Origin of the sequence: Gellertiella hungarica (assembly GCF_014197145.1) — a bacterium.
Taxonomy (GTDB): domain Bacteria; phylum Pseudomonadota; class Alphaproteobacteria; order Rhizobiales; family Rhizobiaceae; genus Gellertiella; species Gellertiella hungarica.
Genome location: NZ_JACIEZ010000001.1, coordinates 362256 through 376580, shown reverse-complemented (window position 1 = coordinate 376580; position 14325 = coordinate 362256). Strand labels below are relative to the sequence as shown.

Annotated in this window: 14 protein-coding genes and 1 tRNA gene; 4 read left to right on the top strand and 11 right to left on the bottom strand. The window is 64.0% G+C overall.

The window, feature by feature from the left end; translation table 11 throughout:
- Positions 1-44: 44 nt before the first annotated feature.
- Positions 45-1343: an adenylosuccinate synthase gene (locus tag GGR23_RS01740; protein ID WP_183364393.1), complete on the bottom strand. Its 1299-nt coding sequence runs from the start codon at positions 1341-1343 to the stop codon at positions 45-47.
- Positions 1344-1538: 195 nt separating this feature from the next.
- Here GGR23_RS01740 and GGR23_RS01735 point away from each other — a divergent pair, with 195 nt between their 5' ends.
- Positions 1539-2426 (top strand): DMT family transporter, encoded by an 888-nt coding sequence (locus GGR23_RS01735; protein ID WP_183364392.1) that lies wholly within the window; start codon positions 1539-1541, stop codon positions 2424-2426.
- 77 nt (positions 2427-2503) lie between these two features.
- On the opposite strand, the gene GGR23_RS01730 is transcribed toward GGR23_RS01735, so the two are convergent.
- The 6 genes from GGR23_RS01730 to GGR23_RS01705 form a co-directional block, all read right to left on the bottom strand.
- Positions 2504-3400 carry a LysR family transcriptional regulator gene (locus tag GGR23_RS01730; protein ID WP_183364391.1) on the bottom strand — a complete coding sequence of 299 codons (897 nt, stop codon included), beginning with the start codon at positions 3398-3400 and terminating at the stop codon, positions 2504-2506.
- Positions 3401-3598: 198 nt separating this feature from the next.
- Positions 3599-4126 (bottom strand): hypothetical protein, encoded by a 528-nt coding sequence (locus tag GGR23_RS01725; RefSeq protein WP_183364390.1) that lies wholly within the window; start codon positions 4124-4126, stop codon positions 3599-3601.
- Between the two features lie 73 nt (positions 4127-4199).
- Positions 4200-4886, bottom strand: a complete 687-nt coding sequence (aqpZ, locus tag GGR23_RS01720; RefSeq protein WP_183364389.1) for an aquaporin Z — start codon at positions 4884-4886, stop codon at positions 4200-4202.
- A gap of 29 nt (positions 4887-4915) precedes the next feature.
- Complete coding sequence (locus tag GGR23_RS01715; protein ID WP_246364837.1) at positions 4916-6985, bottom strand: M13 family metallopeptidase; 2070 nt, start codon at positions 6983-6985, stop codon at positions 4916-4918.
- A gap of 77 nt (positions 6986-7062) precedes the next feature.
- The gene (locus tag GGR23_RS01710; RefSeq protein ID WP_183364388.1) at positions 7063-7398 is read right to left on the bottom strand and encodes a hypothetical protein; all 336 of its coding nucleotides are present in this window, start codon (positions 7396-7398) and stop codon (positions 7063-7065) included.
- Complete coding sequence (locus GGR23_RS01705; protein ID WP_183364387.1) at positions 7383-7673, bottom strand: hypothetical protein; 291 nt, start codon at positions 7671-7673, stop codon at positions 7383-7385. The genes GGR23_RS01710 and GGR23_RS01705 overlap by 16 nt, the downstream gene beginning before the upstream one ends.
- A 147-nt stretch (positions 7674-7820) precedes the next feature.
- Between GGR23_RS01705 and GGR23_RS01700 the strand changes: the two genes are divergently transcribed.
- The 3 genes from GGR23_RS01700 to GGR23_RS01690 all read left to right on the top strand — a co-directional run bounded on the left by GGR23_RS01700 (position 7821) and on the right by GGR23_RS01690 (position 9109).
- Positions 7821-8147, top strand: coding sequence for a hypothetical protein (locus tag GGR23_RS01700; RefSeq protein ID WP_183364386.1), 327 nt, complete (start codon positions 7821-7823; stop codon positions 8145-8147).
- Entirely contained in the window at positions 8144-8698 is a 555-nt protein-coding gene (locus tag GGR23_RS01695; RefSeq protein WP_183364385.1) for a L,D-transpeptidase family protein, read from the top strand. The genes GGR23_RS01700 and GGR23_RS01695 overlap by 4 nt, the downstream gene beginning before the upstream one ends.
- A 75-nt stretch (positions 8699-8773) precedes the next feature.
- Positions 8774-9109 (top strand): hypothetical protein, encoded by a 336-nt coding sequence (locus GGR23_RS01690; protein WP_183364383.1) that lies wholly within the window; start codon positions 8774-8776, stop codon positions 9107-9109.
- Between the two features lie 204 nt (positions 9110-9313).
- Here the strand turns inward: GGR23_RS01690 and GGR23_RS01685 are convergent.
- The 4 genes from GGR23_RS01685 to GGR23_RS01670 form a co-directional block, all read right to left on the bottom strand.
- A tRNA-Met gene (locus GGR23_RS01685) sits at positions 9314-9390 on the bottom strand.
- Positions 9391-9544: 154 nt separating this feature from the next.
- Positions 9545-10741, bottom strand: a complete 1197-nt coding sequence (gene mnmA, locus GGR23_RS01680) for a tRNA 2-thiouridine(34) synthase MnmA (protein WP_183364381.1) — start codon at positions 10739-10741, stop codon at positions 9545-9547.
- Between the two features lie 614 nt (positions 10742-11355).
- Positions 11356-12951 carry a phosphoglycerate dehydrogenase gene (gene serA, locus GGR23_RS01675; RefSeq protein ID WP_183364379.1) on the bottom strand — a complete coding sequence of 532 codons (1596 nt, stop codon included), beginning with the start codon at positions 12949-12951 and terminating at the stop codon, positions 11356-11358.
- 91 nt (positions 12952-13042) lie between these two features.
- Positions 13043-14218, bottom strand: coding sequence for a phosphoserine transaminase (locus GGR23_RS01670; RefSeq protein WP_183364377.1), 1176 nt, complete (start codon positions 14216-14218; stop codon positions 13043-13045).
- Positions 14219-14325: the final 107 nt, after the last annotated feature.

The window sequence follows — 14325 nt, the reverse complement described above, 5'->3', positions numbered from 1 at the left end:
TAAACAACGGTTTACACCTTGCTAACCATAAACAAGCCGCGACCTTAGTCCTCAAACGGATCGGTCACAAGTATGGTGTCGTCCCGTTCCGGACTTGTAGACAGGAGAGCGACAGGCGCACCGATCAGTTCTTCCACCTGGCGGACATATTTGATCGCCTGAGCCGGCAGATCCGCCCATTTGCGGGCGCCGACGGTGGATTCCTTCCAGCCTTCCAGCGTGATGTAGACCGGCTCCACGCGGGCCTGCTGGGCCTGCGAGGCGGGCAGGTGATCGATCCGCTCGCCATCCAGCATGTAGCCGACGCAGATCTTCAGCTCGTCCAGGCCATCCAGCACGTCGAGCTTGGTCAGCGCAATACCCGTGATTCCGTTGGCGGCGACCGACTGGCGCACGAGGGCGGCGTCGAACCAGCCGCAGCGGCGCTTGCGGCCGGTGACGGTGCCGAATTCATGGCCGCGCTCGCCCAGGAACTGGCCGACCTCGTCGTTGAGCTCCGTCGGGAAAGGCCCCTCGCCCACGCGGGTGGTGTAGGCCTTGGTGATGCCGAGGATATAGCCCAGCGAACCCGGCCCCATGCCCGAGCCTGCGGCAGCCTGACCGGCCACCGTGTTGGACGAGGTCACGAAGGGATAGGTGCCGTGGTCGATGTCGAGCAGCGAACCCTGCGCGCCTTCGAAGAGGATGCGGGCACCGCGGCGGCGCTCCTTGTCGAGCAGCAGCCAGATGGTATCGCGGAAGGGAAGCACGCGCTCGGCGATGGAGGAAAGCTCCTGCATCAGCGTCTCGTGGGCCACCTCGGCAACGCCGAAGCCGCGGCGCAGCGCGTTGTGATGGGTAAGCAGGCGCTCGACCTTTGCGGCCAGGGCTTCCGGCTCGGCCAGATCCATGACGCGGATCGCACGGCGGCCGACCTTGTCCTCATAGGCGGGGCCGATGCCGCGGCGGGTGGTGCCGATCTTGGTGCCGTTGGCGGCGGCGGCATCCTCGCGCATGCCGTCGAGTTCGCGGTGGACGGAGAGGATCAGGGTCGCGTTGTCGGCGATGCGCAGGTTTTCCGGCGTCACCGTCACGCCCTGGGCGGCCAGCTTGTCGATTTCCGCGAGAAGCGCATGCGGGTCGACCACGACGCCATTGCCGATCACGGCCAGCTTGCCGGGGCGCACGACGCCGGAAGGCATCAGCGACAGCTTGTAGCTGACGCCATCGATCACCAGCGTGTGGCCGGCATTATGGCCGCCCTGGAAGCGCACGACCACATCCGCACGCTCGGAAAGCCAGTCCACGATCTTGCCCTTGCCCTCGTCGCCCCACTGCGAGCCGACCACCACGACATTCGTCATCTCTCTCAATCCTTAAAGTCCGCGGCAGGGAAAACGTCCTGCCAAACCCGCGCATCTATACTATTTTGTTTCCGGGAAAGCGACTCCGTATGCGGGGAGAAACAGGGTTTTTGCGTGACATTGCACCAATTTACCGGCAAAGAATCGTCGCTGGCGGGCGTTGCGCCGCCGTAGTCGACCCCGGAAAGTCATCCCTTGCGCCTCAAATCATACCTCTCGCTGATCGTCACGACTCTCGCCTGGGGTGGCAATGCGGTGGCGGGAAAGCTTGCAATCGGCCATGTCAGCCCCATGGTGCTCACCTTCGGGCGCTGGCTGATCGCCGTCCTGCTGATCGCGTTGATTTCCCTGCCGGAACTGCGCCGTGACTGGCCGGTCATCCGCCGCAACCTGCCCCTGCTCTTCGGCTACGGCATCGTCGGCTACGCGCTGTTCAACGCGCTGCTCTATTCCGCCCTGCTCTATACAAGCGCCATCAACGTGGCGATCGTCCAGGCGGGGATTCCGATGCTCATCTTCGTCTTCAACTTCGCCCTGTTCCAGACACGGGTCAGCCTGGCGCAGATCGCCGGTTTCGGCCTCACCCTCGTCGGTGTCCTGCTGATTGCCGCCCATGGGAAGCTTTCGACCCTTGTCGGACTCGAACTGAATTTCGGCGACGCGCTGATGCTGGTCGCGGTAACGGCCTATGCGCTCTATACGATCTTCCTGCGCTACCGGCCCGCCATCGGCTGGAAGAGCCTGATGGCCGTTCCGGCGCTGGCGGCGGCTCTCGCCTCGCTGCCGCTGGTCTTCTGGGAGGTGGCATCCGGCGCGGCCGTCTGGCCGGACATGCAAGGGATGGCGGTGGTGCTTTACACCGGCCTCTTCGCGTCTCTCGTCGCACAGGTTCTCTATATCTTCGGCGTCGAGGGCATCGGGGCGAACCGGGCCGGCCTCTTCATCAACCTCGTCCCGGTCTTCGGCACCCTGCTGTCCGTGGCCGTTCTCGGCGAAAGGCTGGAAACCTTCCATATCGCCGCGCTGGTGCTTGCCCTCGGCGGCATCGCGATTGCCGAATGGGGAAATCAGAAGACCGGGTAGCGTCCGGTCGAAGGCGGGCCTGGCCTTTCGTTCCGCTGGAGCGGCTGGCAGGTCAAGGGATGCCGAAGCCGGTTGCCTCAGCCGGCCACGCGCCTCGCTTCACCCATTTCGCTCTTGAACCACCGGCTCAGGGCCTCCAGCGCCGGCTCCTGGCGGCGGCTCTGCTTGATGCAGAGGTGGTAATCTTCCTGGGTGAACACGCAGCCATTTCCCAGAAGGTCCATGTGGCCGGCCCCCAGATCGTCCTCCACCAGGAAATCCGGCAGGAGGGCCGCGCCGAGGTTCTGACGCACCATGTCGCGGGCGATCACGTAATGCGAGGCGTAATACCAGTGTCCGCAGGCGGGCTTCATGTCCGGCAGGCCGCTTGCCTGTGCATACATCCGCCAGTCCGCCCCCTCCCGGCCCGCCTCCAGCTCGGTGGTGATGAGATTGAACGGCCCCTGGTGGCCATGGCGCTGCAAGAGCAGGCGGGATACCACGGGGACCAGACGTTCCGCCCAGAGGAATTGCGCGTGATATCCGCTGTCCCTCGGCAGCGTGGTCACGAACGCGTCACCGATGGCATCGGTCAGTTCCGGATCGCGCGCATACATCAGGATCTGCAGGTCTATCCATGGATAGGCTTCATAGAAGCGGGCAAGCCGCGGCACGAGCCAGGCAGGCCCGAAACTGCTGCATACCGCCAGGCGTGTCCGGCCGCGGATCCCGCCGATCGATTCCGCCACCGACCGGTCGATCTCGGCAAAGGCAGGCTGGAGCCTGCGGGCCAGATTGCGCCCGGCCTCGGTGAGGGTGATTCCACGGCCGTTCTTCTGGACCAGCCGCTCCCCGATGACCTCCTGCAACTGCCGGAGCTGATGGCTGACGGCGCTTTGCGTCACCCCCAGCTCCTGTGCCGCATCGGCAACCGAGAGGAGCCTCGACACCGCCTCGAATGTCTGAAGCGCCCGAAGCCTGTGCCTGTGTTCCATGAATGTCCCTGCCCGACACCGCACAGAAGCCGGCCTTCCCGGCATCCATGCCTTGCATCCCGGACGTTCATCGACCGTCCGCTATGTATATATGCCAGACCAACATTATAATATAAAGCATTAAAGGCAAAAGCGGGCTGCCTGTGTCCGCCTTTACCTTCCTGCGCCATGAAAGGCGGCTCTCGCCGCGGCCTGAACTCAGGGCTTCATTTCAACCCAGTCCTCGATCTGCTCGCCCGTCTTGAAAACGGTGCAGGCAACCTGCCGGCTTCCGTTCTTGGCGCGCAGGATGATTTCGTAATAGCCCGGCTTCAGCGGGCTGACCATCTTCACCTTTGCGGGCAGGCCAAAGGTTTCGAGGCACTTGTCGAGGGCCGGCTTTGGCACGCCGGCCGGCGCTGCGGGGGCGGAGGCGGCACTGTTGCCGCTTCCGTTGCTCTTGAACCCCTTCAGGACCCGGTTCTTGCCGAACCTGCATTCGAAGCCGACCAGCCCCTCGCCGGTCATGGCTTCGCCGTTGACGTAGAAGTTGCCCTTCGACAGCTCCGTCGGAAGCGTCGTGATGGCCGAGCGATCCACATTGAGCCGGACCATCGCCTCTTCGGCACAGTAGTTTTCCAGCTCGCCGTCACCGACCACGCGGGCATGCGCCGGTGAAAAGCCGGTTGCCGCAGCCAGCAGCAAAGCCGCAAGACCAAGACGGACGGGGGAAACGAGGGTGTTCATCGGTTGTGCTCCTTGCTTGGGATCGACTTATGCCGGAGGACCGCTGCGGCTGCCCTTCCGGAAAGGGTGTTGATCAATCGCTCTCGCCCACCGTCTTCCAGACAAGGGCACCGGTGACGGCGCCGGCTATCGGCGCGACCCAGAACAGCCACAGCTGTTGCAGCGCCCAGCCTCCGGCAAACAAGGCCTGGCTTGTCGAGCGGGCAGGATTGACCGAGGTGTTGGTAACGGGAATCGAAACGAGATGGATCAGCGTCAGCGCCAAACCGATGGCGACGGGCGCGAAACCGGCGGGCACCCGGCCATGGGTCGATCCCAGGATGATCAGCAGGAAAAAACCCGTCAGAACCGCCTCGATGACCAGGCAGGCCGCGAGCGAATAACCCCCGGGTGAATGGTCGCCATAGCCATTGGCTGCAAATCCGCCGATTTCGGCACCGGCCTTGCTCGTCACGATGACGTAAAGCGCTGCCGCAGCAAGTATCGCGCCGGCGAGCTGGGCCAGCACATAGGGCAAGAGATGGCCAGGGGAGAAGCGCCCCGCAACGGCGAGGCCGACCGAGACCGCAGGATTGAAATGTCCGCCCGACACACCGCCGACCGCATAGGCCATGGTCAGGACCGACAATCCGAAGGCGAGCGAAACGCCTGTGAAGCCGATGCCGGTCTGCGGAAAGGCCGCAGCCAGCAGCGCGCTGCCGCATCCGCCGAACACCAGCCAGAATGTTCCGAGCGCTTCCGCAAGCAATCTGTTTCTCATTGCGATCCCCCTTGTCTGTCGTCGGGCGGCTACCAGGCCTGAACCCGTTTTTCCGGAGCCAGCCATTCCGGATCCCCCGGCTTGATGCCAAAGGCCTCGTAGAAGGCGTCCACATGCTTGAGCGGCGCCACCGCCCTGTAGGCATTGGGCGCATGCGGATCGGAAAGCACCTGATCGGCGAGCGACTGATCCGTCTGCTTGGTCGCCCACAATTGCGACCAGGACAGGAAGCAGCGTTGCTGGGGCGTGAGGCCGTCGATCGGGACGTTCTCTTCGGGATGCTCGCGCAGATAGTCCATCAGCGCGTCATAGGCGAAGTTGATGCCCCCGACATCCGCCATGTTTTCGGTCACATTGAGAGCGCCGTTTGCCTTCAAACCCGGCTTCAGCTCGAAATTGTTGCCCTGCTCGACGAGCTTGGCGGCCTCCTTCAGGAAGGCATCCGCATCCTTTGCCGTCCACCAGTCGCGCATGTTGCCGGCGGCATCGAAAAGCCGGCCCTGGCTGTCGAAGCCATGCGTCATCTCGTGACCGATGACCGCCCCGATGCGGCAGAAGTTGACCGCCGCATCCCGTTCCGGTTCGAAGGCAGCCGGTTGCAGAATGGCGGCCGGGACCTCGAACCCGTTGATCAGGCTGTCATAGGCCGCGTTGATGATGATCGGGAGCGTATGGCGCGGATCGGCAAAGGCTTCGTGCTCGTAGGGCTTGCCGATCTTGGCGATCGACCGCTCCACATCGAAGGCGGTCAGACGCATGACATTGCCGACGATGTCATCGGGACGGATGTCGACCGCGCTGTAGTCGATCCAGGCATCGGGATAGCCGATCTTGAAGGTCAGCCTCTCCAGCTTGTCCACGGCTGCCTTGCGCGTCTCTTCGGTCAGCCATGCCCTTGTCTTCAGACGGTTGAGAAAGGCGGTGCGGATACGGCTCACCATGTCGGCGGCCTTGGCCCTCGTTTCCGCCGTGAACCACGTCTGCACGTAGAGCTGCGAGAGGGGCTGGCCTGCATTCAGCTGAAGCGCCGACTGGGCCTGCTCGTCACGCGGCGGCATGGCGGAAATGCCGTAGACAAGCTTCGCCTGCGCCTGGGTGGAGGCATCGAAACGGGTGCCGAGGAACGGCTTGAATTTCGCGATCAGCCGGATCTTGAGGTAGTCCTTGAAATCCTGGAGCGGCCTGCGCTTCAGGATCGCGGAGAGCTCGCGGAAATAGCGCGGCTCGTGCTTGATGAGCCTGTCGGTGAGGGTGATGCCCGTGCCTCGGGCAATATCCACCATGTCGAGCTCGGGCAGTTCCCGGCGAAGATCAGCCACGGTGGACGGGATGTAGGAGGTGCGCGGGTCGGTCCGCTCGACCGGCGTCATCTGACCGGCATGGAACTCCCGTTCCAGGTCCGCGGCCAGATTGGCCTGCCGCTCCGCCTCTGCAGGGGCATATCCGGCCGCCAGCAGGACATCGCGGAGGTTTTCCCGAAGGGCCAGATCGAGCTTCGAACCGGCCGGTTGCGCGTAAAGCTGTTCGTACGGGAGGAGGAGATCACCGCTTGCAGCGTAAAGAACGATCTTCTGCGAGTCGAGCTGGTCCTGGGATGGCACCACCGCCGCGATCACGGGTGCACCCGTGACCTTCAGATAATGGCCGAGATACTGCGAGAGACCGCGGTTGTCCGCGATGGCATCCACCGCTGCAAACTCCGCGGCAAGCGGCTTCATTCCGGCCGCGTCGATTGCGGCGAAATCCATGTAGGAACGGTAGAAATCGCCGACCTGCTGGGCAGGACTGCCCTTGGGTGCGCTCGCGGCATCTTCCACTGCCTTGTCGATCACGAAGCGCAACTGCGCGGCAAGGCGCTTGCTCATGAAATCGAACATCCCGATCGACGCCCTGTCGGGGGGACGCACCGCGCCATCCTGCCACTTGCCGGAGGCATAGCGGTAGAAGTCCTTCGCGGGACTGGCCGCGCCATCCATGTTCTCGACGGAGAAGGACAGCTCGTTCGGCCCCACCGGCGGAATGGCCGGATCGGCCGCGAGCGTCGGCACAACAAAGGCTGCGGAAGCCATCAGGATGGCTCTCGACATGCGTGCGAACATGATCGTCCCCTCACATCCGTTCGATGACGGTGCCGGCAGCTACCCCCCGCCGGCACCGCCTTTCCCGCGCGGCCGGCCTACAGCGCACCCTCATCGCTCAGCGACATGACCTCTTGCACAACGCCCGTGTTGGAGACGAGGCAACGCCATGGCGCACGGGCGGGACCGACCGTGACGGTGATCTGCGAATTCGCTTCCGAGTACATCATGCTGCCGATCGCCACATCCGGGTTCGACGTCTGGCGCGACACGGCGCCGAGGCACGCGCTGCGTGCCACCGGCGGCACGGTTTCATCCATGATCGGAGCCGATGAGGAAACGGTCGGCTGCGGGTTGCCCGGCCCCGCAGACTCACAGCCGGTGGCCAGAACGCCTGCACAGGCAACAAAGGCCAGTTTCAAAAGGATACGCATGACGGCAGGCTCCCCTGATAGCAGCATGGATCATCCATGCATCTTTTTGTTGCATGGCCCGGAGAAGCTTTGCGAATGAAAAAAATTGCCGATACATGAGATCCGGTCATCAAAGGCCGGATGAAGACAGGCACATGAACGGCCGGAAAACGCCCCTGCGGCACTTCAGCGCTTCGATTTTCCTCTATTTTATCAGCATCTTGAAACGCCGGCATGTACGCGCGACCTCCCAGCGGAAGCAGGTCTTGCCGCTTGACCGGCTTGTATTCTGTCAAGAAGATATCGGCCTGATTGCTTCAACAATACTGTGGACGCTCCGGAGGCGGATGACTAGAACAGCAGGAAGACCCGTCTTGACCGAAGAAATTCGGGCAAACAAAGTAAATCACGTCGGGCAAGGCAATGCGGAGGGGGGAACTCACATGCCAAGAACTGTCACTGTTTCGTTCGGCCTTGCGGCGCTGCTGCTGGCGGCGTCCTGCAGCAGCGTGCCGCAACCGGCACCGGCCTCCGTGCCGGTCAAGGCCCCGGCCGCCCTGGCCACCTCACCGGATGGCGCCGAGGCCTGCCGGGCGGCCGTTGCCTCGACCGCCGCGCGCCCGATTGCCGATACGTCCCTGCTGTCGACGGAGACGTCGCGCGCAGGTCTGGCGGCCAGGATCGCGCTCAAGGGAGCCGCCCGGCCCTGGCTCTGCATCGCCGGTCCCGACGGCATCGTCCGGAACGTCTCCTACATGGGTGAGGGATGATGGACCGGCGCGGCTTTCTACTGGTCTCCGGGGCACTCGCAGCCGGGCTGGCCTCGGCGGGCACCGCTTCGGCCAAGCTGGTCCGTAAGTTTGCAGAGGAGCTGAAGAACGGCGAGTTCAACTGGTTTCCGGAGCGCTCGCCCAGCGGCCCGATCGTGATCGTGGTGTCGATTCCCGAGCAGAAGGTCCATGTTTACCGCAACGGCATCCGCATAGCCGCCTCCACATGCTCGACAGGGAAAAAGGGGCATGAGACCCCGACCGGCGTCTTCACCATTCTCCAGAAGGACAAGGATCATCGCTCCGCCACCTATGATGGTGCGGCGATGCCCAACATGAACCGCCTGACCTGGGACGGCATAGCCCTTCACGCCGGCAACTTGCCGGGCTATCCCGCTTCCCATGGCTGCGTCCGGCTGCCGATGGAGTTTTCCGAGCTTCTGTTCGGCATCACGCAACTCGGCATGACCGTGATCCTGGCGGACGAGCAATCCTTCCCGCCGGAGATCGTTCATCCTAGCCTCATGCTCAGCGATGCGGCCCTCGGGTAGTACAAGGCCGCTGAAACCAGCGTCCTGCGCCGGGAATATGCGCGCCGACAGGACCAGCCGGAACGGACGACGAGCGTGATCGTCAGCAGTGCAGACCGCAGCATCGCGGTTCTGGAAAACGGAAGGGAAATTGCCCGAGGCGACATCCGCTTCCGCGGCAAGGCCACCGGCCTCGGCGACCGCGTCTTCACCCTTGCCGGTGCAGACTATCGACAGGGGGGCCTGCGCTGGCTGAAGACCGATCTGAAGCCCGGACTGGCCCCGCAGGACGCCCCTTCCTTCGATCCCGCACCGCGGGTGCTCGCCTCGCTACGCGACCGCGTTCACCTCGGCATGACCATCCTGACGACCGATCAGCCCGCCGCGGCAGAAAGCCGGACACCTCCCGGCTTTACGGTGATTTCGAGCTGAAAGGAGGTCAAGGCAAGGGGGAGATCCCGAGGCCCCTGTCCGGCCTGGCTGCCGATACGGGCGACGGACGAGGCGCTGACAGGGCAGTGTGCAATGCTCAATACCGTTTGAGGTTCGGGCGTTTCAAGGAAAGCCATCCGGAAGGCAGCGCGTCGCTATAGCGGCAGACGCTGGCCTGTGTCTTTCATTACGAAGAGAAAAAAGTGGTAGCGGGAGAGGGACTCGAACCCCCGACACGCGGATTATGATTCCGCTGCTCTAACCACCTGAGCTACCCCGCCAAACCAGAGCCGCGCCTTGTTTCGTCTTGCGAATTCGCCGCGCGCCGTTCGGATGTGCGGCTTAATAGGCGGGCGGCTCGGGCCTGTCAAGCACCTCTTCGGCAAAGCGCGAAGGTTTTTGACAAGCCCGCGCGAAACCAGGGTTCGGGGAGCCTCATGCTGCCGCCGGGGCTTCCAGAAGCGCCTTCAGCGCGGCCTCGGCCGCCGGCGCGCGCTCGGAGCGGGCGATGAATCCGCCGCCCCACACGCGGGCATAGGCCCCCTCGCCGGAATAGAGCGCGCAGGCCTGCCCGGGCGCGATTCCCGCCTCGCCTTCCTCCAGCTCGACATAGAGGCCCGCCTCGTCGCGTTTCAGCAGGGCGCGGGCCGGCGCCCGGGTGGAGCGCACCTTGGCAAAGCAGGCGAAACCGCCGTCTGCCGCGGCCTCGACCGTGCCCTCGCCCAGCCAGTTCACGTCGCGCAGATAGACGCGCCGCGTTTCCAGCGCCTCGCGGGGGCCGACAACCACGCGCCGACCTCGCGCATCCAGATAAACCACGTAGAGCGGTTCGCCGGTCGCAATGCCGATGCCGCGGCGCTGGCCGATCGTATAGTTGAGGATGCCCTCGTGGCGGCCGAGCACCCGTCCGTCGAGATGCACGATCTCGCCCGACAGGGCCGCATTCGGCTTCAGCTTGTTGATGATGTCGGTATATTTGCCCTGCGGCACGAAGCAGATGTCCTGACTGTCCGGCTTGGCCGCCACCGTCAGCCCCATCTCCTCCGCCATTTTCCGCGTCTCCGCTTTGGAATAGGCGCCCAGCGGAAAGCGCAGGTAATCGATCTGCTCCTGCGTGGTGGCAAACAGGAAGTAGCTCTGGTCGCGGTCGCTGTCGACGGGACGATAGAGCGCGCGCCGCTCCGGATGTCCCGGCTGGGGATTGGCCCTGGAGGCGATGTAATGGCCGGTCGCCAGCGCATCGGCGCCCAGATCCTTGGCCGTTGCCAGGAGATCGGCAAACTTCACCGTCTGGTTACAGGCGACGCAGGGGATCGGCGTCTCGCCGGCCACATAGCTTTCGGCGAAGGGGTTGATCACCGTCTCGCGGAAGCGCTGCTCGTAATTCAGCACGTAATGGGGAATGCCGAGCGTCTCGCAAACGCGACGCGCATCGTCGATGTCCTGCCCCGCGCAGCAGGAGCCGGGCCGGTGCACGGCCGCGCCGTGATCGTAAAGCTGCAGGGTAATGCCGAGGACATCATAGCCCTCCCGCTTCAGCAGGCCGGCCACCACGGACGAATCCACGCCGCCCGACATGGCGACCACCACCCGGGTATCCTCGGGCTTCTTGTCGAAATCCAGACTGTTCATTTCAGGGCACACTTTCCGCTTATCCGCCCGGGGTTCAAGGCCCCGGCGGCCCTCGCTTGCCGGATTTCACCCGGTTTTCGCGGATATAAAGCGGATTTGCGGCATGTTCAAGGTGGGAGACCGGCGCTGCCCGGGCACCGCACCACCCATGCGCCTGCGTGGCGTGGAGTTTGACGATGCGTACCCCCTCTGCCCTGCGTGGCGCCGAGTTTGACGTACCGCACCCCCCTCTGCCCTGCCGGGCATCTCCCCCTCAAGGGGGGAGATCAGGATGCCGTTATCGTGGAAGTCCCCAGCCACCGTTTATGCGGATGAGGCGCTCATTGCTTGAGGAAACCCTAAAACCAAGGTCGATCTCCCCCCTTGAGGGGGAGATGTCCCGGCAGGGACAGAGGGGGGTGCGGTGCGGCAAACTCGACGCGATGCGAGGCAGCCCCGATCTCCCCCCCTTGAGGGGGAGATGTCGGCGAAGCCGACAGAGGGGGGTGCACATCGGCAAACTCGACATAGCGCAAGGCAGAGGGGGGTGCAGCACCTCAAACTCCACGCCCTGCCGACAGAAGGTCGGATCCCCCCTGCTCCGGGATCGGCGAAGCAGGGGAGCGAGGGCAATGTCACTCGACGTTGAAGGCGAGCGGCTTCACCTGGCGGATCTGCGGATGGGCTTCGAGGGCCTTGATCAGGTCCTGCGAGATGTCGCCGTCCACATAGAGCAGCGCGATCGCATCGCCGCCCTGGATGGAGCGACCGAGCTGGAAGTTCGCGATGTTCACGCCGGCATTGCCGACCGTCGTGCCGATAAAGCCGACAAGGCCGGGCACGTCGGTGTTGGTGATGTAGATCATGTGCTGGCCCACATCCGCATCGAGATTGATGCCCTTGATCTGGATGAAGCGCGGCTTGCCGTCGGAGAAGACGGTGCCGGCGACCGAGCGGGTCTGGTTGTCGGTGGTGACGGTGAGCTTGATATAGCCGTCGAAGACGCCGGACTTGTCGCGCTTGGCTTCCGAGAGGATGATGCCCTTTTCCTTCACCATGATCGGCGCCGACACCATGTTGACGTCGGAGACCTGCGGGCGGATGAGACCGGCCAGCAGCGCGCTCGTCAGCGCCTTGGTGTTCATGGCGGCGGTGGAGCCGTCATAGAGAATCTCGATTTCCTTGATGGCGCTGTCGGTCACCTGGCCGACGAAGGAACCCAGCACATCCGCAAGCCGGATGAAGGGCTTCAGGCGCGGGGCTTCCTCGGCGGTGATGGAGGGCATGTTGATGGCGTTGGAAACGGCACCCTTCAGCAGGTAATCCGACATCTGCTCGGCCACCTGCAGCGCCACGTTTTCCTGCGCCTCGTTGGTGGAGGCGCCGAGATGCGGCGTGCAGACCACGTTGGGCAGGCCGAAGAGCGGGCTTTCCTTGGCGGGCTCCACCTCGAACACGTCGAAGCCGGCACCGGCCACGTGGCCGGCCTTGATCGCCTCGGCGAGGGCTGCCTCGTCGACCAGACCGCCGCGGGCGCAGTTGATGATCCGCACGCCCGGCTTCACCTTCTTCAGCGCATCGGCGCTGATGATGTTGCGGGTCTTGTCGGTGAGCGGCACGTGCAGCGTGATGAAATCGGCCTGCGCGAAGAGCTGGTCGAGCTCCACCTTGGTGACGCCCATCTCCTTGGCACGCGCCTCGGAAAGGAAGGGGTCGTAGGCGAGCACGTTCATCTTCAACCCGTTGGCGCGGGCGCAGACGATGGAGCCGATATTGCCGGCACCGATGACACCCAGCGTCTTGCCGGTGATCTCGACGCCCATGAAGCGGGACTTCTCCCACTTGCCGGCCTGCGTGGACTGGTCGGCGGCAGGAATCTGGCGGGCAACGGCAAACATCAGCGCGATGGCGTGCTCAGCCGTGGTGATGGAATTGCCGAACGGCGTGTTCATGACGATGATACCGCGGCGCGAGGCGGCGGGAATGTCCACATTGTCGACACCGATGCCGGCGCGGCCGACGACCTTCAGCCGGTCGGCGGCCTCGATCAGCTTCGGCGTGACCTTGGTGGCCGAGCGGATGGCCAGACCGTCATAATTGCCGATGATTTCGAGAAGCTTGTCCTTGTCCTTGCCGAGCTGCGGCTGGAAATCGACCTCGATCCCCCGGTCGCGGAAGATCTGGACGGCGGTTTCGGAAAGTTCGTCGGATACGAGTACGCGTGGCGCCATGGGGCACACTCCCTACGTCTGGAAAAAACGGATGATGTCTCGGATATCGGGCGGCGCATCCGCGAATGGGGATGCGCCGGGAACGGGCGGATCAGGCGGCCTTCTTCAGGCCGGCCTTCTGCTGTTCGTAGGCAAAGGAGAGCCAGGGCATCAGCGCCTCGAGATCGGACTTCTCGACGGTCGCACCGGTCCAGATGCGAAGCCCGGCAGGCGCGTCGCGATAGGCTCCGACATCGAAGGCAACGCCTTCCTTCTCGAGCGTGGCGGCAATGCCCTTGGCGAAAGCCGCCTGACCGTCCTCGCCAAGTGCCAGGACGTCAGGATCGACGATCTTCAGGCAGACGGAGGTGTTGGAGCGGGTCGCTTCCACCTCGGCCAGGTTGTCGATCCAGGCATTGGCCGCGACGAAATCGTGGATCACCTGCGCATTGGCATCGGCCCGGGCAATCAGTGCCTTCAGGCCGCCGAGACCCTTCGCCCACTGCAGGGCATCGATGTAATCCTCGACGCAGAGCATGGAGGGCGTGTTGATCGTCTCGCCTTCGAAAATGCCCTCGACGATCTTGCCGCCCTTGGTGAGGCGGAAGATCTTCGGCATGGGCCAGGCAGGCGTGTAGCTTTCCAGCCGCTCCACCGCGCGCGGGCTGAGGATCAGCATGCCATGCGCGCCCTCGCCGCCGAGAACCTTCTGCCAGGAGAAGGTGACGACATCGAGCTTGGCGAAGTCGAGCGCCTGCGCGAAGGCCGCAGAAGTGGCGTCGCAGATGGTCAGGCCCTTGCGGTCGGCCGGGATGAAATCCGCATTCGGAACGCGCACGCCTGACGTCGTGCCGTTCCAGGTGAAGACCACGTCACGGTCGAAATCGATCGCGGAAAGGTCGGGCAGCTTGCCGTAGCCGGCCTTGATGGTGCGGACATCGGCGAGCTTCAGTTCCTTGGTGACGTCGGAGACCCAGCCCGAACCGAAGCTTTCCCAGGCCACCATGTCGACACCGCGGGCGCCGAGCAGCGACCACATGGCCATCTCGACCGCACCGGTATCGGAGGCGGGAACGATGGCAATGCGGTAATCGGCGGGAACTTCGAGCACCTCGCGGGTGAGGTCGATGGCGAGCTTCAGCTTCGCCTTGCCGATCTTGGCGCGATGCGAGCGGCCGAGCGGCGCATCGGCGAGCGCTTCAGGCGTCCATTCAGGACGCTTGGCGCAGGGACCGGAGGAAAAACGGGGATTGGCCGGCGCGATGGCCGGACGGACGGTCGTCGTCATAGATCTATCCTTCCAGATAGTTAGCCTCTCGGTGGGGAGAGGTTGCCCGCCGCCGTGGATATAGAAATGTGCCCGCTCCGTCAAGAAAGAAGTCGCGGAAAGAGCGA